Annotated in this window: 16 protein-coding genes; 11 read left to right on the forward strand and 5 right to left on the reverse strand. The window is 39.0% G+C overall.

Annotation, left to right across the window (positions count from 1 at the left end; all coding sequences use genetic code 11):
• Nucleotides 1–159 precede the first annotated feature (159 nt).
• Nucleotides 160–3,057, forward strand: coding sequence for an autotransporter family protein (locus tag N6A79_RS14950; protein ID WP_263499932.1), 2,898 nt, complete (start codon nucleotides 160–162; stop codon nucleotides 3,055–3,057).
• 388 nt (nucleotides 3,058–3,445) lie between these two features.
• Here N6A79_RS14950 and N6A79_RS14955 read toward each other — a convergent pair whose 3' ends face one another.
• Nucleotides 3,446–4,033, reverse strand: a complete 588-nt coding sequence (locus N6A79_RS14955) for a biotin transporter BioY (protein WP_263499933.1) — start codon at nucleotides 4,031–4,033, stop codon at nucleotides 3,446–3,448.
• Between the two features lie 405 nt (nucleotides 4,034–4,438).
• Between N6A79_RS14955 and N6A79_RS14960 the strand changes: the two genes are divergently transcribed.
• From N6A79_RS14960 to N6A79_RS14980, 5 genes are read left to right on the forward strand one after another with little or no spacing between them, the layout of a single operon-like run.
• On the forward strand, nucleotides 4,439–5,560 hold the full coding sequence (locus N6A79_RS14960; protein WP_263499934.1) for an acyl-CoA dehydrogenase family protein: 1,122 nt from the start codon (nucleotides 4,439–4,441) through the stop codon (nucleotides 5,558–5,560).
• A 29-nt stretch (nucleotides 5,561–5,589) separates the two neighbouring features.
• Nucleotides 5,590–6,438 (forward strand): ABC transporter ATP-binding protein, encoded by an 849-nt coding sequence (locus tag N6A79_RS14965; protein ID WP_268547682.1) that lies wholly within the window; start codon nucleotides 5,590–5,592, stop codon nucleotides 6,436–6,438.
• A 47-nt stretch (nucleotides 6,439–6,485) separates the two neighbouring features.
• On the forward strand, nucleotides 6,486–7,682 hold the full coding sequence (locus N6A79_RS14970) for an ABC transporter substrate-binding protein (RefSeq protein WP_263499936.1): 1,197 nt from the start codon (nucleotides 6,486–6,488) through the stop codon (nucleotides 7,680–7,682).
• Nucleotides 7,683–8,483, forward strand: coding sequence for an ABC transporter permease (locus tag N6A79_RS14975; protein WP_263499937.1), 801 nt, complete (start codon nucleotides 7,683–7,685; stop codon nucleotides 8,481–8,483).
• Nucleotides 8,483–8,809, forward strand: coding sequence for a hypothetical protein (locus tag N6A79_RS14980; protein ID WP_263499938.1), 327 nt, complete (start codon nucleotides 8,483–8,485; stop codon nucleotides 8,807–8,809). The genes N6A79_RS14975 and N6A79_RS14980 overlap by 1 nt, the downstream gene beginning before the upstream one ends.
• A gap of 79 nt (nucleotides 8,810–8,888) precedes the next feature.
• Here N6A79_RS14980 and N6A79_RS14985 read toward each other — a convergent pair whose 3' ends face one another.
• A complete protein-coding gene (locus N6A79_RS14985) occupies nucleotides 8,889–9,296 on the reverse strand; it encodes an Imm7 family immunity protein (RefSeq protein ID WP_268547683.1) in 408 nt (135 codons plus the stop codon).
• Between the two features lie 199 nt (nucleotides 9,297–9,495).
• Between N6A79_RS14985 and N6A79_RS14990 the strand changes: the two genes are divergently transcribed.
• Nucleotides 9,496–9,699, forward strand: a complete 204-nt coding sequence (locus N6A79_RS14990; protein ID WP_263499940.1) for a DUF4926 domain-containing protein — start codon at nucleotides 9,496–9,498, stop codon at nucleotides 9,697–9,699.
• 573 nt (nucleotides 9,700–10,272) lie between these two features.
• The gene (locus N6A79_RS14995) at nucleotides 10,273–11,598 is read left to right on the forward strand and encodes an MFS transporter (protein WP_263499941.1); all 1,326 of its coding nucleotides are present in this window, start codon (nucleotides 10,273–10,275) and stop codon (nucleotides 11,596–11,598) included.
• Between the two features lie 798 nt (nucleotides 11,599–12,396).
• Here the strand turns inward: N6A79_RS14995 and N6A79_RS15000 are convergent.
• Both N6A79_RS15000 and N6A79_RS15005 read right to left on the reverse strand, forming a co-directional pair.
• Nucleotides 12,397–13,308, reverse strand: a complete 912-nt coding sequence (locus N6A79_RS15000) for a tetratricopeptide repeat protein (protein ID WP_263499943.1) — start codon at nucleotides 13,306–13,308, stop codon at nucleotides 12,397–12,399.
• Nucleotides 13,309–13,333: 25 nt separating this feature from the next.
• Nucleotides 13,334–13,672 (reverse strand): hypothetical protein, encoded by a 339-nt coding sequence (locus N6A79_RS15005; RefSeq protein ID WP_268547630.1) that lies wholly within the window; start codon nucleotides 13,670–13,672, stop codon nucleotides 13,334–13,336.
• A 552-nt stretch (nucleotides 13,673–14,224) separates the two neighbouring features.
• Here N6A79_RS15005 and N6A79_RS15010 point away from each other — a divergent pair.
• On the forward strand, nucleotides 14,225–14,650 hold the full coding sequence (locus tag N6A79_RS15010) for a hypothetical protein (RefSeq protein ID WP_263499794.1): 426 nt from the start codon (nucleotides 14,225–14,227) through the stop codon (nucleotides 14,648–14,650).
• A 9-nt stretch (nucleotides 14,651–14,659) separates the two neighbouring features.
• Nucleotides 14,660–15,178 (forward strand): hypothetical protein, encoded by a 519-nt coding sequence (locus N6A79_RS15015; RefSeq protein WP_263499795.1) that lies wholly within the window; start codon nucleotides 14,660–14,662, stop codon nucleotides 15,176–15,178.
• 89 nt (nucleotides 15,179–15,267) lie between these two features.
• On the opposite strand, the gene N6A79_RS15020 is transcribed toward N6A79_RS15015, so the two are convergent.
• Nucleotides 15,268–15,552 carry a hypothetical protein gene (locus N6A79_RS15020; RefSeq protein ID WP_263499796.1) on the reverse strand — a complete coding sequence of 95 codons (285 nt, stop codon included), beginning with the start codon at nucleotides 15,550–15,552 and terminating at the stop codon, nucleotides 15,268–15,270.
• Between the two features lie 212 nt (nucleotides 15,553–15,764).
• Here N6A79_RS15020 and N6A79_RS15025 point away from each other — a divergent pair, with 212 nt between their 5' ends.
• On the forward strand, nucleotides 15,765–21,605 hold the full coding sequence (locus N6A79_RS15025) for an alpha-2-macroglobulin (RefSeq protein WP_263499797.1): 5,841 nt from the start codon (nucleotides 15,765–15,767) through the stop codon (nucleotides 21,603–21,605).
• The last annotated feature ends 18 nt before the right edge of the window (nucleotides 21,606–21,623 follow it).

Consider the following 21,623-nt stretch of genomic DNA (forward strand, 5'->3'; position numbering starts at 1 on the left):
TCATAATAGCGTGGTATAAAATTAACGCGTTAATTGTCGGCCTATTCGAAAGATATATAATTTTAGCAATTGCTAATAAAAATTTTTAATTTTTAAATTGTTGCATTATCATTTTATTATATTAATAGGTAAAACTATATAAATATTAGGAATGAGTGCATGAATATCGCAAATACTTTTAAACAAAAGGCTAAAACAAATTTTCTTAAATTGTTTTATGGGGTATCCCTACTTGTTTTAAGTAAGAGCTTTGCATTTGGTGCTTATATTGGTGCTACTGATACAATAACAGTTTCCCCTACAGGAAATACATCAACACCTTGGGTGGTTAATGAAAATTTAGATATAGATGGGACGTTGAAGGTTGGAACAAGCTCAATAGATACTGGTATTGTTAACCTCAATGCAACTTTCATATCTGGGATTAATTCACCCGCTTCTATCACTGTAACGGGTATAGGCTCGCAAATTAATATTAGCGACGCTCTTTATTTAGGTTGGGCAGCTGCTGGCAATAATACCACAATGTCTATTTTAGATGGTGGTTATGTACAAGCAAAATATGGCCAAATTGGCGTATTAACTGGCTCTTCTGGACATCTTACAATTTCTGACGCTGGATCAAAACTTGAAATAAGCGGTAGCAATAATGATTTTTGGATTGGTAGCCAAGGTAATGGCCGCCTTGATATTCTTAATGGTGGCGAGCTGCAATTTAGCAATACGGATCAAAATATTATTGTTGGTCGCTCAGCCGGTATTACCGGTACAGTTAATATTGATGGCGAAGGATCTATACTAAACGTTAATAATGCAAATATTTTGGTTGCTCAAAGTGGCACTGGTATATTCAATGTCAATAATAATGGTGCGGTTTTTGTGCAAAATTTCTACACCGCACAAGAGGTTGGTGCCAATGCACAAATCAATTTAGATAATGGCGCACAGTTTAATGCGACTGGCGGGGCAGCTATTTCAATTGCTGGGCAGACTACTTTTACTGTTAATAATGCAAGTGTTTTTTCAACCGCTCATGATTTAATCTTTGCGGTAAATGATGGCAGTTCTGCAGATGCCGATATTGCTGGCGATGGTTCTGTTGTATCTTCTGCAACCAATATTTATATCGCAAAAGCTGGTACGGCAAGCGTAACCCTTCACGATAATGCAACGCTAAAAGCACAAGATACTATTTATATGGCAGCAGAAGGTGCGTCTTCTGCAAGTTTAAATATTGGTGCAAAAGCCGGTGATGCAGCAATTGCTCCTGGAATTGTTGACGCGCCAAACATTAGTCTTGGCAATGCAACACTTAATTTTAATCATAATGCTACAGATTATATTTTTAATAGCCAATTAACTTCAGCTGCAACGAGCATTGCTAAGGGAACAATAAATCAGTTTTCTGGTCGCACTAAGCTTACAGCAGATAGTAGCAATTTTATTGGTGAAACAAATATCACCGGTGGATCGCTTGTGGTAAATGGTCAATTAGGTGGCACAATTGACATTACTGCAGACGGCACGCTTGAAGGTTTGGGCATTGTTGGCAGCACTGTCAATAATGGCACAATTAAGCCAGGCGACAATAATATCGGCTTGCTGACAATTAATGGCGATTATACAAGCACAAGCGGCAAAATAATTTTTGATACGGTTCTTGGCAATGATGATTCAGCCACTGACTTTTTGCATATTACCGGTAATGCAAGTGGTGCAACAGATGTTTATGTTGTTAATCGTGATGGATTAGGCGCATTAACCACAGGTAACGGTATTCAACTTATCCAAGTTGACGGCACATCCCAAACAAGCAACTTTACACTGGCTGGAGATTATAGTTTTGAAGGAAGAGTGGCTGTTGCGGCAGGCGCTTATGCTTATTCACTTTATGCAGGAAATGTAGCAGGTAATTTTACTGGTGATTGGTATTTACGCTCGCTTTATACCACGCCAGAGCCAGAACCAAAGCCTGAACCCAAGCCAGAGCCAAAACCTGAGCCAGAACCAAAACCCGAGCCTCAACCAGAGCCAAAACCAGTGCCCGAACCAAGGCCTATACCTAGTCCTGTTTATTCACCAACAGTGCCAATATATGAAATTTATCCGCAAATTCTGCAGCGTTTAAATAATTTAGGTACGCTTGAACAACGCGTTGGCAATCGCAAATGGCCTTTGACCGATGGCAATCAAAGCTTTGCGGCAAAAACCGAAGAGCGTGGCTTTTGGATGAGGGCCGAGGGATTAACCGGCCATGTCAATTCGCATGTAAGCGAAACAGCGTCTAATTATGATATTGACTTGCTAAAAATGCAGTTTGGCTTAGATTTTTATAGTCAAAGCTTTACTAGCGGCCAACTTATTGGCGGCGTTTATATTCAATATGGCAACGCAAAAGCCGATATTTCTTCGCGGTTTGGCACAGGTGATATCAAAACCACCGCATATGGTTTTGGTGGCACATTGACATGGTATGGCAATAATGACGTTTATATCGACAGTGTTGCTCAACTTATGTGGTTTGATAGCGATCTGCGCTCTAAATGGTTACAAAATCAAAAATTAGCAAATGGCAACCACGGCAATGGCTATAGTTTAAGCATTGAAACTGGTAAGAAAATCGCTCTAAGCAATGAATGGACAATAACTCCGCAAGCCCAACTATCCTATAATAGCGTTGATTTCAATAGCTTTTCTGATAAGTATCAAGGCTATATACAAAGCCGCGATGGTGATGCTCTAACCGGGCGACTTGGCATATCTTTTGATCATGCACGGGTTTGGAAAGCGTCAAATGGTGACATTCGCCGTTTTAAAACCTATGCTATTGGCAATCTTTATTATGAATTTTTAAATGGCACTGAAATTAGTGTGACCAAGGTTTACTTCCGCAATAACCCAGACCGGTTTTGGGGTGGCTTGGGCACAGGGTTCAGCTATAATTGGAAAGATGATAGCTATTCCATTTATGGGGAAGTTGATGGCCGCACCAGCTTTAGCGATTTTGGCGATAGTTATACATTAAACGCCACTATAGGCTTTAGATCAAAATTCTAATTAGAGCGCATTTCGATCTGATTGGATCAGATCAGCGCTCTAATCCATTGTTTACACCGCGTTTTTTACCCGAAAACCGCTTCATACTTTTCTAAAAAACGCTCTAATGTGAAATTTAATTGATCATATCAGTTTTATTGCTCCGTCATTGTTTGGAAAGACAAAAGCGGGGCAATGTAATTTGGGCTAATAATTGCTTTGCCATTAACATTTTATTATTGAAGATAAATCAAAATAACCTATTCAGTGATAATACAAATCATTATTCGCAAATAAAACCTTTTGGCTCAATTTTGCAAGTTATTGAAAACATGTGATGCAAAGAGCGATTTTATAGCTTAATAATATGCATCTTTCACATTTGCTTATTTTAAATATTTCTTAGCTTTTAATTAGTCCCATAGGTTTTACCCCTAAGATATATGTCAATGATTTTAAGGCAAAGGGCTGCGGCGCAAGACTTGATAATCGCACCAAGTAAAAATGGCATAAAACCATAAAAAAAAGCAATTTGTCCGCCTTTTTGGCTCGCAAGCCATAAAGCGCCGAGCGACAGGCAAAGCAAATTGCCAAGTAACATATTAAGAATGCATAATTTCAAATTACTGCCATTCCAACCCTTTTTGGCAAGCTGACCCGTTAAAAATGCAGAAAAAGGAAAGGCATAAAGATAGCCCGCAGTTACGCCATAAAAAGGTGCAAGGCCAGACTTTCCATCGGCAAGAAGTGGTAAACCAATGGCCGCACAAAAAAGCCATAAAATAACGGTGATGAAACCAAGGCGCGGTCCAAAAAATGTTCCTATAAATGTAACAATAAAAGTTTGTAAGGTGATTGGTACAGGTCCAATGGGTATTTGGACATAGGAGGCTAAATAGAGCGAAGTGACACCAAGAAAAATTGCAATCACTTGCGCAGCATAGCGCATATTTTCTAACTGATAGCATTGCGCATTAACCTGTTGCGTTTTATCCATGCAATATGCCTTTATGCTTTTTCGGTGTGCATTTTTGCACCCGCACTTCTTAATAATCTGTTGTTTAACCATCGTCTTTACGGAAAATAGCCAAAATTTGTAAAAAAGCAATTATTGAAATATTTTCCCTTATGTAAAACCTCATAAATGCAATTGAATATAGGTTCATTACAGAAAACAAAACTAAAATTTTAGTAATATTTGATAAATTATACTGGTATTTTTTGGATGATTACCTAATAGTTTAGCAGATACTATTAAAAAGGTGACGAAATGACACGTAAAAAAAAATTGGAAATAGAGCAATAATCTTGGCCAACCGCCAATTAATGAGCAATTATTGTCTTATGAATGAAAAATCAATAAAGCGATAAAGCATTAATAAAAGAAAAGGCAAATTTGCAAATGATAAAAATGCAACAACAGCAAAATGAGGGCAAGGCTTTGTCTTTTCAATCTAATGAAATTCGCCATGGGTTAACTGGCCTTGATTATTTTAGTCAAAACGCCGATAGTCTTGATGAGCAAAGCGACAAAGCCGATGAAATTTTACCGCAATTGTTAAAAACTGGCGCAATTGGCATTGGCGTTGCTAAGGATTTTGGCGGTGATGGTGGTACAATTTGCGATAGTGTTGAGGCAATTGCTGCCCTTTCCTACCATTCTTTAACGGCTGCCTTTGTGCTTTGGGGGCAAAAAACTTATGCTCATTTTTTAATTGAAAGCGACAATGAACAGCTACGAATAGAGCAATTGCCGCAAATTATCAATGGCAGTTTAGCCGGTGCATCTGCACTTTCCAATGCTATGAAATTTATGGCCGGTTTGGAAACATTGCAAATTAAGGTAAGTGCTGAAACAAATGGTAAAACTATTGTTGATGGTATCATGCCTTGGGTTACCAATTTGCGGCTTGGCAATTTTGTTATCGCTGCCGCGATTGAGCGCGCTGACAAAACCGCCTTTGTTGCAAGCTTTGCCGCTGATGATCTTGGTCTTACCCGCTCTAATGATTTGGACTTAACGGCTCTTCGTGCCAGTCATACCGCATCCATATCGCTTAAAAATGTGCAAATTGATCAAAAGCATATTATCTTCCATAATCTTGCCGCATCAATTGCACCCGTTCGGCCGGGCTTTATTGGTATGCAATGCGCTATGTCCTTGGGGCTTGCACGGCGCATTTTAAATGCGGCACAGCATAATCAGGGTGCGGGCCGCAATATTTTGAACGCAGAAATTGACACATTAACAAGTGACCTTGCAAGCCTTACCAATGAACTACAGCAAGGGTTGATTGAACAGCAATTCATTAGCGATATTGCAGCCTTATTTCGCATTCGTATTCGCCTTGCTGATTTGGTTACTAAAGCCATTTGGCTTGAATTGCAAACATTAGGGGGCAAAGCCTATTTGCAAAAAACTGGTAGCGATTTTGCACGCCGCTTGCGTGAAGCAGCTTTTATCCCTATTATCACGCCAAGCATCACACAATTAAAGGCAGTGTTACAAGCGCAAAACCAATAAAACAACAAAATTAGATGAATGGAAATAATGTGGTCGGTCGATCCTTTACTCAATGCGCATTTCAAGATGAAGTGCCTCTCGCAGCTATGCCTATGGATAATATCCTTGATGCAAGGGAAGCTCCTCAACAAGGCGATATTGTGCTTGCAGGGGAAAATATTTCAATCAGCCATGATGGTAAAACCACCATTTTAACTGATTTTAGCTTGACGCTTCGACAAGGTGAGATTGTTTCCATTTTAGGACCAAGCGGCGTTGGCAAATCCAGCCTATTGCGGATTTTGGGTGGCCTTGAACGCGCACAAAATGGTGTGGTCAAAATTCATGGTGAGGAAATATCCAAAGTACATCCGCGCCTTAGCATGGCTTTTCAAAACCCTTGCTTGTTGCCTTGGCTTAATGTCTATAAAAATGTTGCCTTTGGCCTTAACTTTAAACATCAGCCCACATTAAAGCACCAAGTGCGCCATCAGCGTATAGAACGTGCCCTGCGTGAAGTTAATCTTGAAGATGCAGGCGCATTAATGCCGGCGCAATTGTCTGGCGGCATGGCAAGCCGCGTTGCCCTTGCTCGCTGTCTTGCCCGCCAGCCAGATGTTTTATTACTCGATGAGCCGTTTGGCGCGCTTGATGCAATTACCCGAGGGCAAATGCAACAGCTTTTAATCAAAATTATTAGCGATTATCAAAGTGCCGCTTTGCTTATTACTCATGATATTGATGAAGCTTTAAGAGTGAGCGATAGGGTCTTGCTGATTGGCGGTACTCCGGGTCAATTGCTTGGCGAGTGGGATCTCACACACTTACGCCAAAGCGGTAATGATAGTTTAGCGGCGTTAGCCATCCAAAACGAGATAATGCAAAAACTAGCCCATTAAAATTGAATGGCTGATTTAATTTTTTACCCAAAGCGCGAGGACATATTATGAATGATGAGTTTTTTTCACGCCGCGATATTATGCGCCTTGCCGCGCTTTTAACCGCAGGAGGGGCGGCTTCCATATTAAACACGCGTTTTGCCAATGCCCAAAGTCGCGCAAAACAAGATGAACCATTAAAAATCGGCTATTTGCCAATTACTGATGCCACCCCTTTGCTTGTTGCCCATGGCCAAGGCTTTTTTGAAAAACATGGGGTTAAGGCAGAAAAGCCGGTGATGTTTCGTTCTTGGGCACAATTGGTTGAAGCGTTTTTTGCAGGACAAGTCAATGCGGTGCATGTTTTGTCACCAATTGCCGTTTGGGCGCGTTATAATAGCAAAGCACCGGTAAAAGTCGTCGCTTGGAACCATATGTCAGGCTCGGCACTATCGGCTGCTGAAAATATCAATTCGATTGATGATCTTGCCGGCAAAACCGTTGCCATTCCCTTTTGGTACTCAATTCATAATGTTGTTTTACAAATTTTGCTCAAAAAAGCCGGACTTACCCCTGTTTCAAAGAAAAGCGGCACCATTGGCGAGCGCGAGGTTAATCTTGTCATTCTTGCGCCATCTGACATGGTGCCGGCCCTTGCCAATGGCGAAATTGCTGGCTACATTGTTGCAGAGCCATTTAACGCCCTTGGTGAACTTGCTGGCATTGGCAAAATTTTGCGCTTTACTGGCGATGTCTGGAAAGACCATGCTTGCTGCCTAGTTTTAATGAATGAAAGCGATTTGATGGAGCGTCCGCAATGGTCGCAAAATGTGGTTAATGCTCTTGTTGACGCGCAATTATGGACAATTGCCAACCGCCAAAAAACTGCAGAACTTTTATCTAAGGATAATACCAATCGCTATACTCCCCATTCGGTTGCTGCACTCACAAAAGTACTGGTGGAAAATGCCAGTGATGATAGCGCCTATCTTAAAAGCGGTGCGATTAAACACCCAGAATGGCGCGAAAAGCGCATCGGTTTCCAGCCCTACCCTTTCCCGTCTTATACGGTATCATTGATCGAGCATTTAAAAACCACATTAATGCACGGCGATAATGCTTTTCTTGCCAATTTAGACCCAGAATTTGCCGCGAAAGACCTTGTCGACGATCGCTTTATCAAAGCAGCACTTCTCCAATTTGGCGGCTTACCGGCCTTTGGGCTTGAGCAAAATTTTGAACGCGTTGAGGTGATTGAAGCATAAATGAGCGTACATTTAACCCAAACAAAATTACCGTCGAAAGCCTCTACAGCAAAATTGAAAGCCTTTTATCTTGGCATTTTAGGGCTGGCTATCCTTGTTTTTCTATGGTGGTTTGCTATTGATGTATGGGCAAAGGGCAATGGCTTTGCCGCGCGTTTTTCGCCAAGCCTTGCCTTTCCTGCCTTTTGGCATTTGTTACAAAGCCCAGATCTTATCTTGCATGTTGGTGCAAGTTTAAAGCGCATATTGTTTGGGCTGTTATTTGCACTTATCCTTGGTATCCCGTTAGGGCTTATGGTTGGCTGTTCAACAATAGCTGCTAAAACAACATCGCCGGCATTTCAATTCTTGCGCATGATTTCACCCCTTTCTTGGATGCCGATAGCGGTCATGGTGTTTGGCGTTGGTGATAAGCCGATTTATTTTTTAATTGCCTTTGCTGCCATTTGGCCAATCTTGTTAAACACCGCAGCAGGGGTAAACCAGCTTGACCGCCATTGGTTGCAACTTGCCAAAAGCCTTGCGGCAACCAAGGCTGAAACCTTATTTTTTGTTATTCTTCCCGGTATTGTTGGACAAATATTTGTTGGCCTTCGCCTTGCTATTGGTATTGCATGGATTGTTATCGTGCCGGCAGAAATGCTGGGCGTTAATGCAGGGCTTGGCTATTTTATCCTTGATGCGCGTGATCGCTTGGATTATCCTGAATTAATGGCAATTATTCTGCTGATTGGTATCATTGGCTATAGTCTTGATAGTTTGGCGCGCCTTGCCTTAAAATATTTTGGTGCTAGCAAATAATGATTGATAAAGAAAACCTCGCCTTTATAAAAAAACATATTGGCATGTTTTTTATTGATGAAAATAGCCAAGTCGAAATAACCAATTTCTTCTATGGCTATCTTTACGCCTATTCAAGGTGTTTGGCGGATAGTGAGCAAAGCCGAAAAAACTACAATGATGAATTGAGCGAATTTTTAAAAATGAAATATCAATATCAGTCGGCTAGACATTGGACTGCACTCATTGACACGCTTTATGAACAACATAAGCAAAGTGACGAAAAATTTTATCAATTTTTGATTGATAATTTAATAGACTTCCAAACATTAAAGCAATTTGGCTAACAAATGCAGATGGATTATCAACCAATGCAGCGAAATAAACAGCCATTCATAAATAACTTACTTCCAACAATTGTGATTGCTACTCCATCGAACAAAATGATGATAATAGCGGATCAAAATCATGAATGCATTCGCCTTTGATAAATTTATAAATATGATATTTATATTCACCACTTGGTTCATCATCATAAAAACTAAAGATTCCATATGAACCGATTGCAACCGATTGGGTAAAAGTAAAAAAATCAAATAGATTTTGAAAAATATTGGTCTTTCTATTATTGCATCCTATAGCCGTAATTCGTAATAAGCCATTAAAGTAATCTAACTTTATAAAGCAATTATTTTCATGATAGACATTTTCATGTGCAAATTTATTTTTAAATTCAGCTTTAATCGATTTTAATGCGGCTTGATAATCAAAGTCCTCTTCACATTCTTCTAACCAATGTCCACTTACAGTCATCCAGCCTTGATACTCAATCATTTTATAAACCCTCATTGTAAAAATTAGTTCTCTACTCTGCCTCTACCATATTCAATAAATTTACCCTTAGTAAAACTTTAAACTTGACTTAATACTATATCAAACTCGCGACGCGTTCATTTAAACTAGCCAAGTTTACACATTAGGATCTAGTATAGCTGCTTGACCCCATCTTTTGGTCGAATAAGAAAGACATTTTATGAAATATAAATTATTTGATATTGTCGTAGTTTCGGAAGATTTAGAAACTGAAAATTTACAAAAGGGCGAACGTGGAACTATAATAGAAATATTTTCAAATCCGTGCATAGCCTACGAGGTAGAATTTATCGACGACCGTGGCGTAACCTTTAAACAAATACCTCTTTTACCAACGCAAATTTCGCCATGGTCATCCGATTAATTTTAACATTAAATTATTGCGAATAATTCGACATCGAACGATCCATATTTGTGAATTTAGAACATCGCTTTGTAATAAAACTCTTGTGTTTAATAAAACTCTAAGGCTTTATAAAGTTTTGGGCTTTATAAAAGATTGAAATAAAGCATCAGATCATAATGCATGATAATTAAGTGTATCGATACAATTTTTAATGTAAAGTTTTTCAATTGCATAAAAACACCGTGCTCAATAAAATTCTCGATGATGAATAACACGCAAGAAATGACATTCCATATATAAATGCGTAATCTTTGTAATTTTTAACTTGGCAGTTATTAAAAGCATATTCAGCAAGAGTTGATCAAGTTTTGCGTTTGGGCAATGCGCCAAAACTAAGAGTTTTGTGCATGTGTTGCCTTTCAGAAAAGCGAACATGCTCTTCAGCATAAAAGTGATTGATCGTCTTTTCATTTAAGTATAGAAAACTATTCTTTATTTTCAAGTTTATAGTCTATGGGCTTTTAGGGGAAAGCATGGGTAAACAAGATTTATTGACTTGAACCACATTATTTTACGGGAAGAGGGAGATTCATGGTTGAAATTTCAGATGTAACGGCAAAAAAATCGTTGGCAAGCATTGAGCAAAGCGCCATACGCAAAGTATCGCTGCGCTTAGTGCCTTTTTTGATTATTGCCTATTTTATGGCCTATCTTGACCGGGTCAATGTTGGTTTTGCCGCATTGGAGATGAATGCAGATTTAAGCTTTACACCAACAATTTATAGTATTGGTGCAGGTATATTTTTTGTGGGCTATTTCCTTTTTGAAGTGCCTAGCAATTATTTTATGGAAAAATTAGGCGCGCGGCTGTGGATTGCCCGCATATTAATCACTTGGGGGCTGATCTCCTGTTTCATGGCGCTCATTGTAGGCCAATGGAGTTTTTATGGCTTGCGCTTGCTGCTTGGTCTTGCGGAAGCTGGGTTTTTTCCCGGCATTTTGCTTTATTTAACCTATTGGTATCCAAGCCGTTACCGCGCCCGTATTTTAGCAGGGTTTGTGATTGCAGTGCCCATATCAACCCTGATTGGCGCTCCAATTTCAGGCATTTTGCTTGAAATGCACGGATTTTGGGGCTTGCGCGGTTGGCAATGGCTTTTCATCATAGAGGGTGTGCCAACAGTCATTCTTGGCATTATTGCTTGGTTTTATCTAACCGATAGACCAAGCAAAGCCAAATGGCTGACAAATGACGAAAAAAATTGGCTTGAAAATGAAATTGCCATGGAAGCTGAAAAAGGGCGCAAAGTTGGTAGCGATCATTCGTTTATGGCAGGGCTTACCTCGCCGCGCGTATTAATTTTGTGCTTTGTTTATTTTAGCTTTGTTGCAGCACTTTATGCCATGAGTTTTTGGTTACCACAAATTATCAAGGCTTTTGGTTTAAGCAATGTGGAAACGGGTTTTGTTACTGCTATTCCTTATTTCTTTGCCGCTATTGCTATGGTGCTTTGGGGCATTCATTCCGATCGCACAGGTGAGCGTATCTGGCATGTGATCTTGCCATTTTTATTAGCCTCTATCGCCCTTATTACCGCAAGCTTTTTGCAAGAACCGATTATCCTTATGGTTGCACTAACCTTTGCAGCTATTGGTATTTTTTGTTGTTTTTCACTATTTTGGACACTGCCAACCGCGTTTTTAACTGGTAGTGCTGCCGCAGCAGGTATTGCGCTGATTAATTCGGTGGGCAATCTTGCTGGCTTTGGTGGTCCTTATCTCATGGGTTGGATTAAGGAAACCACCAGTAGCGCATCATTGGGCTTGTTAATCCTTGGCATTTTACCACTATTTGGCGCAGCGCTTGTCTATTACCTTGGCAAAACCAATCGCCATATGTTGGATGCCCATAAATAAAATCCCAAATTTTTTAAAACAAAGCACGCTTTGGTAGATCAAAATCATAGCGTGCTTTTAAAAGCAGCAAACTTTGCAAATGTTAAATATCATTGGTGTTGACCCTAATCACCTATTTCTAGCATAACTTTAAAAATTACCTTTCAACTTTTATGTTCAATATATTTGTGTAATAATCATGCGATATATTAATATTACAAAAACTCTATCAAACTATATTCCAGATTCCTAAATATAGTTTTGTAAAAATAGTGATATGCATTGTCCAATATATATTATAAATCAATTATATTGCCTCAAGAAATATATAAAGGAGGCAATTTTCATTTGGATAGTATAGCCGATTTTTGGCAAGGTGATTACAGCGCTTTATATCAAAAATTGATTACTTATCTTAAACTTCTTAACTATCATGGTCGATATTTAAGCGATAAAGCTCTTCCGTTTCATAAACAGGACCATTCTATCATTTTTGAAGAATATTATGGCGATGTGATTTTTAAATTGCATATAAGAATGATTGATCTTATTGATTTAAGACATATATTTGAATTTTTGATAACCAATAATTGCATATTAATAAACTATTATAATGACAAATATTTGGGTAATGACATAAATAATTACATTAATAATGTTCTCTATTTTTCAATTAATAAAAATATATCCTAAAATCACATCAATGCAAAAAGCTATGAAGTTAAGCTGGGCGAATACTCCATTAGACGCTTATGTGAGATAAAATGCATAATTTCCATTTACCTCACATAAAATCGTTTTTTTAATATTAGCGTTCAATTATTCGCCTAATGCATTTAACATTTTACGTGCTCTACCATCGCCTTGTTCTGCAGCAAGTTTAAGCCATTTGATTGCTTCTAGTCTATTCTTTTTTACACCCTCACCATGATAATAATTATATCCAAGGTTAAACTGTGCTTTGGCGTGTCCCTGCTCTGCAGCCAGCCTATACCATTTGGTAGCTTCTACCTTATCCTTAATAACACCTTCGCCGTCATCATAAGCAACACCAAGGTTAAACTGCGCGCTAACGTTACCTTGTTCAGCGGCAAGCCTATACCATTTTGCAGATTCAGCCTTATCCTCAATAACACCTTCACCAAGATCATAAGCAACGGCAAGGTTAAATTGGGCTTTAGCGAGACCTTGATCAGCGGCGAGCCTATACCATTTTGCAGCTTCCTCCTTATCTTCTGTAACGCCTTGGCCTTTATCATAAGCAACGCCGAGATTAAACTGAGCTTTAGCGTAACCTTGTTCAGCGGCAAGCCTATACCATTTTGCAGATTCAGCGTTATCCTCTGCAACACCTTCACCAAGATCATAAGCAACGGCAAGGTTAAATTGCGCTTTAGGGTTATCTTGATCAGCGGCGAGTCTAAACCATTTTGCTGCCTCGACCTTATCCTCTGCAACACCTTCACCAATGTCGTAACTAATGCCCAAATTATATTGTGCTTTGTCATGACCTTGCTCTGCAGCGCGCCTATACCATTTTACAGCCTCTGCCTTATCCTCTGCAACTTCATCGCCATAATCATAATGGAGACCTAGATCATACTGTGCATTGGCGTCACCTTTTTCTGCTTTTTCTAGTAGTTGAGCAATTGTTTCAGCGCCATGGCTAAAATTTACAAGAAAAATACTAGTGATTAAGATGAAAAATAACCGGATAATATAATGCTTCAATGTAAGCTCCTATTGATTTCTTAGACTATAATTCTTCCACATATGCTAAAAAGGCATCTTGTAAATCTTCATTAATGGTTTCACCCTTATAAATGAGCTTTACATCAGCAATATTGCCATCCTCTTCAATTAGATTAAAAATGCTGGAAAGTGTATCGATCATGACTTGCTTCATAATCATTAACAACGTTTCCTTTTTATCTGTATCTAAATTTTTTATAAGGTTAACTACATTCTTGCCGTAATTATCAAAAGAGGGATCAGCTTTTATATCAAGATAACTATCACGATATAATTCAATATTTTCATCAATAATAGACTTATATATTATTTCAACAAAATTATGCTTATTATCTATAGACATTTTCCCTCCTATTTTTTGCAGTATAAATGTAAATTCTATATCCATATTGGCTATATTTCAAAACATTTAAAACTATTTAATTATAATTCGAAATATCTACTAAAATGGGGATCATTTGGATAATTTAGTTAAAGAGTTATCATTAACAACATAATCGCTACCTTTAATGCTCGGACAATATATTCATACCAATTATGATTTTGCGACATTAATCGATGACAAAAAGTCCTTGGCGGCAAGATGCTAGCCTGCTAGTTTTTATCGCATTGCAGTTTATATAAATAAAACGTGGCGGTTTTCGTGTTTCCACCTGCTAAAACAGCAGCAGAAAAAGCTATTGGCACCAATAGCCTTTTTTAACTATCGATGCGAACCCCTCTTATTGTTGCCATAAAACTTTAGCACAGTTTATTTTTGATATTTTTTTTGCACATTAGAGCGCATTTCGCTCTGATTGGATCAGATCGGCGCTCTAATCCATTGTTTACATCGCGTTTTTTGTCCGAAAAACGCTTTAAATATAACCAAACTAACATTTAAGGTTCATAAATAATGGATTTAGTTGGCTATCTAGCACCCAATTTTATTGAAAATTCGCAGATAGAAGGCTCTTTTGCTTTTGTAAAAGATGCTGATCATTATACACTATATACCCATAAGAATCCGCGACATTTCGCTATAATTTATTATCCAAGCCATCCGGAATTTAAGAAAATTAAAGATATTTATCCTCAAGATTATATGTTTAATGAAATAAAATGTGCCTTTGAAAATAGTGAATTTAAAGGTGAAATTATAAATCCTCCCTATATAATTCATCGACAAAGTTTTAAAAGTATTTATTATAGTAAAGATAAAGGTGGCTATAGAGTTATATATGAAAAATCATGCTTAGAAAAATTAAGAACATACGTATTTTACGAATTACGGTTAGGTTTTACTATCAAAATGATATTTGAGCATCGGAAAACACAGTGAGTACTATTTTTGAAAGCAAATAAAATAGAACAGCAAATACAATATATTGGCAACGCTTTTGCGGCAGGAAATTTCAAGCCACCAATTTGTGTGGCAGAAGCCCTTGCTTTTGCTGAATGTATTTTTGAATATTTTCCAGTTAAATTACAAAACACAACAATGGCTATAAAAAGCCAGCTTGCCAAAACTGAGCTTGATGGATCAAAGATATTTGCAGATTATTGCGATAGGTTAAACATTTATAGCAATTTAAGTTACCATGATGCATTGGACATATTGATGATTTATCATGACCGGTTAGCCCTTGAAATTTATAAGGACTATTATCCGCTAGGCGACTTTTCTGGTGTTTTATCTATGGATGATACGTTTTTCGAGTTGATAAGCGATCACAAACTTGCAGCCCAAGAATGCATTCATCGCTATAAAAAACGTGAGATAATAAAAATTGGTAATAAGCAATTTCGCCCGATACAACATCAGCGACTTAATGATAAATGCGCGATGATCATTGGAGTTAAGCTCTAAGCCTTCTTGGTGATGGGTAACCTTGGCTGAAACAACATTATATTTAATAAAAAATGAGCTGCTTTGTTGTTTTTAGTTCGTAATAAAAACTATTCAAATTTTAAGTACCAATTTTCAGTTTGACATTGTTGGCTTTCAAGATTTACCTCATCTTTGGTCGCAAAACTAAAATATTTAGGTGGATTTAATGTACGGTATGAAAAAAACACTTTTCCAGAAGATGTAATATAAGAGCCGATTTCTTCCTCATCCTTAACAACATAGGCATTATTATGGTTTTTGATATTAGCACTTTGATCAAGAGTTAATTCTTCGCATAATATATGTGTAATATGACGTAATCCAAATATATCAACTATCTTGAGTTTTACCATTATTATAGCATCCCTCAACCCAATCTCATTTTATTTAGAAATATTCAAAATCATATATAGTGAATAATCTTAATTCAAAACGAATTTTTCGAAAAATCTCTTAATAAAAATATATACTATATTGTGAAGTTTTTTGAAAAATGTAATATTCTTATCCAAATTGTGACTTTAGTATTTTTAATTGAAGACATTAACAAATTTATGGGCGAGTTATGGCATTTTTTAAAGCAATTTATTCTTTTTTGGCAAAAATATTTAGCCTTATTTTTGGTAATGTTTCATGGGTGCCACCTTTTTGGTTAAGGCCTATTTGCAAATTATTTTCTCTTATTGGTTGTTTTTTTAAAAGATATACTAAAAGCGCTATCGCAAGTGTATTAGTTCTGATTGTCGCCATTGGTGCAGGAATCGGAGGCTGGATATGGTACCAGAACCAACCCCTGCCCTATATGGTAAGCTATGATTATTCTAATCCACCTTTATCCGATTATGATAAAAAGGGTGTCAAAACCTATCCTTTAACTATCGAATTTTCAGATTCTGTCGCCCCCATTGATAAAGTCAATACAACAATTGAGGAAGGCGTAAGCCTATCACCACAAATCAAGGGTACATGGCATTGGTCTAATGACAAGGTCTTAACTTTTAAGCCGCAACAAGATTGGCCAATTGACCAAAAATATACTGTAAGCCTTGCGCAAAAAGGCTTGTTTACCGACGGCATATTGCTAAAAGATTATAGTTTTGATGTAACCACTAGTCCATTTGCTATTTCGGTCAATAATTCAAAGCTTTATGAAGATCCGCAAGATCCTAATCAAAAGAAGATGGTAGCGGAAATTAAAGCAAGCCACCCAATTGATCAAAAGACTTTTGCAAAACATATATCATTTGAGTTATCGCGCGGTCTTACCTATCAAAACAAGACTAATAATAATCCGCAAATTTTCTTTTCTGAAGATGGTTTAACCGCGTCGGTTCAATCAGCAATTTTAAGCATGCCGCTTGAAACCTCTACCGTTAAATTGAAGGTGTCAAAAGGCGTGACGTCAAATCTTGGCGGTAATGCTAGCACTGAGGAATTTAGTGCAAGCATTGATGTACCGGGACGTTATCAGTTAAGTTTTGGTGACGCAAAAATAGATTTTGTGCGCAATAATAATGGTGAACCAGAGCCGATTTTCATGTTTGAAAGCTCAAAACCGGTAAGCGACGCTAATATTGATGGACAAGTGACCGCTTGGGCTTTACCACAGCGTAAAAATGAATCTGGCGATCGCATTAATTGGCGCGACAATGAAATTACCGATAATTTGCTTACTCGCTCGCGCAAAATTCCACTTATTCAAATTCCTAGTGATAGCGCTCAAAATAGCCTTCATTCATTTAAGCTTAATGCTGAGCCCGGTGTGCAACTTTATGTGCGCATTAATGGCAAAATCCAATCTCAAGGCGGTTATTTATCGCGTGATGCGCAAACACTTTACACATCAAATATGCCCAATTATCCCAAGACTTTGCAATTCATGTCAGAAGGCGCTTTGCTTGGTCTTCGTGGTGAACGCACCCTTGGCGTTATGGCGCAAGGTGTAAGTGGCGCACAAGTTGAAATAGCCCGCGTTCTGCCAAAGCAGCTTCACCATTTAGTTAATCAATTGGATGGTAATTTTGTTCGCCCTGATATGAGCGAAAGCGAATTTGATACTTTAGTCGAGCGCGAAAATATCGACTTTGATCTTCCTGATATTGCCGTCAATAAAATGCAATATAGCTATGTGGATCTTGCTCCTTACCTATCAAGTGAAGATGGACGGCATGGTATTTTTGTTGTCCGCATGAGTGAAAAAGGTAGCTATGATCGCCAAACCCTTGGTGAGGTTACATCAGCGCGTGACATACGCTTTATTGTCGTCACCGATATTGGCATTATTGCTAAGCGGGACAGCAATCGCGGCCATGATATTTTTGTGCAATCCATCGAAACGGGCTTACCAATCGATAATGCCTTAGTGGAAGTTTACGGCGTTAATGGTTTGCCGGTTGCGCAAAGCTATAGCGATGAAACAGGCCATGCTTATTTTGGTGATTTAAGCGAATTATCTCGTGAAAAACGCCCGCTCATGTATGTGGTCACCAATGGTGAGGATCAATCTTTCTTGCCGATTAATAATGAAGGCCGCCAGCTTGACCTATCGCGCTTTGCTATTGGCGGTTTAATGGCAGATGGCAAAACAGATACATTACGCGCTTTCATGTTTAGCGAGCGCGGCCTTTATCGCCCCGGCGAAACCGTGCATCTTGGCATGATTGTTCGCCGTGATGATTGGCATGGCAATTTGCAAGGCTTGCCGGTTGAGCTTACCATTTATGATCCTGCCCGCCGCGAAGTAAAGACCGAGAAAATGCAACTATCGGCAGAAGGCTTTGAAAGCTATGATTTTGCGTCCGATCCTGCAATGCCTGCTGGTACCTATACGGCAGAGCTTGAGCTTGCCAACAAAAGTGGTGGCAATTATTCGCTTGGTAGCGTTTCATTTTCTATTCGTGATTTTGAACCAGACCGCATGAAAGTAACAGCTAGTCTTTCGCCAACGCCGATTAAGGGTTGGTTAAAGCCAGAAGAAGTTAAGGCAAGTGTCAAAGCAATGCATCTTTTTGGTGCGCCAGCAAGTGATCGGCGTACAAGCATGACCATGCGCATGGAACCCGCTTTTGTTGGTTTTGATAGCTATCGCGATTATCGTTTCTATCTTGAAAACACCTTGGACGAAAGCCATGTTGAAGACTTGGCAGACCAAAAAACCGACGAAAATGGCATTGCCAATTTTAATCTTGATTTAAACCGCTTTACTGCAAGCGGTTATAAGCTGCAAGTTTTGGCACGGGTTTTTGAAGCTGATGGCGGCAGGAATGTTGCAGCAGATGCAAGCGCCCTTGTTTCCCCAGCTGATTATATGGTGGGTGTCAAGAGTGATGATAATCTTGATTATGTCAATAAGGGTACACAACGGCGCGTCAACTGGCTTGCGGTTAATGCTAATTTGAAACCAATTGGTATTAATGGTCTTAGACGCGAAGTGGTGGAAGTGCGCTATGTATCGGTATTGGTAAAGCAATATGATGATACCTATCGCTATGCTTCGCGCAAAAAAGAAGTTGTGCTTGAAAATAAACCATTTTCTATTACTGAAAATGGCACAATTGATACACTCGACACCAGCAATCCGGGTGAATTTATTGTTAAAATTAAAAATGGCGACACGGTTTTAAACCAGCTTAATTATAGTGTTGCGGGTGATGCGAACCTATCACGCTCGTTAGATCGTAACAGCGAACTTACCCTTAAACTTAATAAAACCTCTTATAAGCCTGGCGAATTCATTGAAATTAATATTCGTGCGCCTTATGTCGGAGCAGGCCTCATCACCATCGAGCGTGATAAGGTCTATGCCCATTCTTGGTTTAAAACCGATACAACATCAAGCGTTCAATATATTGAATTGCCTGAGGGGCTAGAGGGCAATGCTTATATTAATGTGCAATTTGTCCGCTCGCCGCAATCGGATGAAATTTTCATGTCGCCACTTTCCTATGGTGTTGCGCCTTTTGCCATTAGTTTAGATAATCGCACGACTAATATTGCGCTTACAACACCAAAGACGGTGGAGCCGGGTGATGATATTGCGATTAAGGTCAACCTTAACCGCCCATCACAAGTGATGGTTTGGGGCGTTGATGAAGGCATTTTGCAAGTGGCACGCTATAGCCAGCCACGGCCATTGGATTTCTTTTTCAAAAAGCGCGCTTTGGAAGTTGAAACCACTCAAATTCTTGATTTGATCTTGCCCGAATTTTCAAAATTATTTTTGGCAGCTTCAGGCGGTGATGATGAAGGGGCGTTGTCCAATCATTTAAATCCATTTAAGCGCAAAAATAAGCCACCTGTTGTCTATTGGAGTGGCATTCAAGATATGCCGAAGGGTGAAAGTGAGCTTAATTGGCAAGTGCCTGATTATTTCAACGGTAAAGTGCATTTCTTTGCGGTGGCAGTTGATCAAAACCATATTGGTATTGCCCAAAGCTATACGGAAAGTAAGGCACCTATAGTACTCACCCCAAATGTGCCGCCTTTTGTCGCTCCTGGCGATGTGGTCAATGTGTCAATGGGCGCATTTAGCAATCTAGCTTCGCAAGATGTGGTAAGTTTGACCATTGAGCCAAGTTTGGCTTTCGAGATTGTGGGTGACAAGACCCAGCAATTCACCGTTGATCCACTTAAAGAAGCAACCGCTAATTGGCAGTTAAAAGCTTCCAATGATAATGATGGCAACAAACTAGGTGCCCATGATATAAAATTTGTTGCAAAATTGGCTGATGGTCGCAGCTTTACTATGGTTGAAAATGTTTCTGTCCGTCCACTATCTGAACGGCGGGTGCAGCTAAGCGCTAAAATCACCAATGATAAGGTTATAACATTTGAACCAACACGCAAGCTTTATTCGCAATTAAGCAAGGTAGAGGCATCTTTTGGCTATTCACCGCTTAATTGGGCAACCGGCCTTAATCAATATCTTGATAATTATGGCTATGTTTGCACCGAGCAAACCATTTCTAAAACCATGCCATCAATTATTTTTGGCAAAGCAGAAGACAGTGATGCAGCAAAAAATGTTGCCAATACATTGACAATATTAGGCCAACGTATGAATAGTTCTGGTGGTTTAGGGCAATGGAATGCAACACCCGATAGCGATATTTTCGCAACGCTTTATGCGGTTGATTTTATGCTTGATGCGCGCGAACGCGGTTTTTCTGTAGCGAGCCAAAATTTTGAACGCACAAGAGCTTTCTTGAAAGATATCGCAGAAGAACCACCTTTTGAAGGAATGACCGGCTTTCGTTTACAAGCCTATGCAATTTATTTGTTAAACCGCCAAGCACAAAGCCTTGGCATTAGTCCTAGTTTCAACGAGCTTGCTAATCTTCGCGAGCGACTTGACACTTATTATGAAAAAAAGGAATGGCAAAAAGATACGACTGCTATTTATATGGCGGCCAGTTATTTAATGTTTAAGCAAAATAAAGAAGCCAATGCATTGGTAAATTCCATTGATTGGCAATTGCTTAAAAATAATGAAGACAGTCAATATTACTTTGATGATGCTTTAACCCATGATAGCGAAACGATCACCATACTTGGTCGCTATTTCCCTAACCAATTATCAAAAATTCCAAACGAAGTTTGGCAAAAAATTGCCGATAATTTACAAAGCCAACGCTATAATAGTCTTTCATCGGCATTGCTTATTCGTGCAGCATCAATTTATGAAAATGCGGTGCAAAATGGTGGTGGCTCAATCGAAGCTGTTGTCAAACAAAATAATGATCAAACATCTGGTGTGACTTTAGAGGGTAGCCCATCAAAAGCCATTTTACCTTTTGATTTTAAATCCTTGACATTAACAAAAAGCAGATCCGACTTACCAGGTTTTGTGCTGTTAAGTGAAGCTGGTTATGATATTAACAAAAGCCAAGAACCACGTAATAATGGCATTGATATCTTCCATGATTATACCGACCTAAAAGGCAACAAGATTGATAAGGTCAATGTTGGCGATGAATTCTTGGTGCGGGTAAGAATGCGCAGTACAGGGCAAGATTATGTTGGTGATGTCGCTATTGTTGATCTTCTACCAGGTGGTGTTGAACTTGTTTATCGCCAACCCAATCATTCGCAATCTTCTGATGACGATGAAAGTGGTGATGAGGGTGATGATGGCAATGAATATGATAGTGAAGGCAATGAAGAACAGGCATTGCCGGCCGTTGGCGAGCCAGACCAAAGCGATTGGCAGCCTCACTTTATTGATCCACGTGACGACCGCGTTGTGCTTTACGGCAGCTTAGATAAAGAAGTTGGCACATTTACCTATAAGGTACGCGCTATCAATGCAGGGCAATTTACCATTCCGGCCGCTTTTGCTGAAAGCATGTATAATCCGCAAATTAATGGTGAAGGTGCCATTGGTAAGCTGATTATTGAGGTAAAATAGTAAACCGCATAAATAGCG

It is taken from the genome of Bartonella sp. HY761 (assembly GCF_026743145.1).
GTDB lineage: Bacteria > Pseudomonadota > Alphaproteobacteria > Rhizobiales > Rhizobiaceae > HY038.

Coding starts and splice junctions, on each gene's coding strand:
- N6A79_RS14950 (WP_263499932.1), top strand. CDS start 160: ATGAATATCGCAAATACTTTTAAACAAAAGGCTAAAACAAATTTTCTT.
- N6A79_RS14955 (WP_263499933.1), bottom strand. CDS start 4,033: ATGGATAAAACGCAACAGGTTAATGCGCAATGCTATCAGTTAGAAAAT.
- N6A79_RS14960 (WP_263499934.1), top strand. CDS start 4,439: ATGATAAAAATGCAACAACAGCAAAATGAGGGCAAGGCTTTGTCTTTT.
- N6A79_RS14970 (WP_263499936.1), top strand. CDS start 6,486: ATGAATGATGAGTTTTTTTCACGCCGCGATATTATGCGCCTTGCCGCG.
- N6A79_RS14975 (WP_263499937.1), top strand. CDS start 7,683: ATGAGCGTACATTTAACCCAAACAAAATTACCGTCGAAAGCCTCTACA.
- N6A79_RS14980 (WP_263499938.1), top strand. CDS start 8,483: ATGATTGATAAAGAAAACCTCGCCTTTATAAAAAAACATATTGGCATG.
- N6A79_RS14985 (WP_268547683.1), bottom strand. CDS start 9,296: ATGATTGAGTATCAAGGCTGGATGACTGTAAGTGGACATTGGTTAGAA.
- N6A79_RS14990 (WP_263499940.1), top strand. CDS start 9,496: ATGAAATATAAATTATTTGATATTGTCGTAGTTTCGGAAGATTTAGAA.
- N6A79_RS14995 (WP_263499941.1), top strand. CDS start 10,273: ATGGTTGAAATTTCAGATGTAACGGCAAAAAAATCGTTGGCAAGCATT.
- N6A79_RS15005 (WP_268547630.1), bottom strand. CDS start 13,672: ATGTCTATAGATAATAAGCATAATTTTGTTGAAATAATATATAAGTCT.
- N6A79_RS15010 (WP_263499794.1), top strand. CDS start 14,225: ATGGATTTAGTTGGCTATCTAGCACCCAATTTTATTGAAAATTCGCAG.
- N6A79_RS15020 (WP_263499796.1), bottom strand. CDS start 15,552: ATGGTAAAACTCAAGATAGTTGATATATTTGGATTACGTCATATTACA.
- N6A79_RS15025 (WP_263499797.1), top strand. CDS start 15,765: ATGGCATTTTTTAAAGCAATTTATTCTTTTTTGGCAAAAATATTTAGC.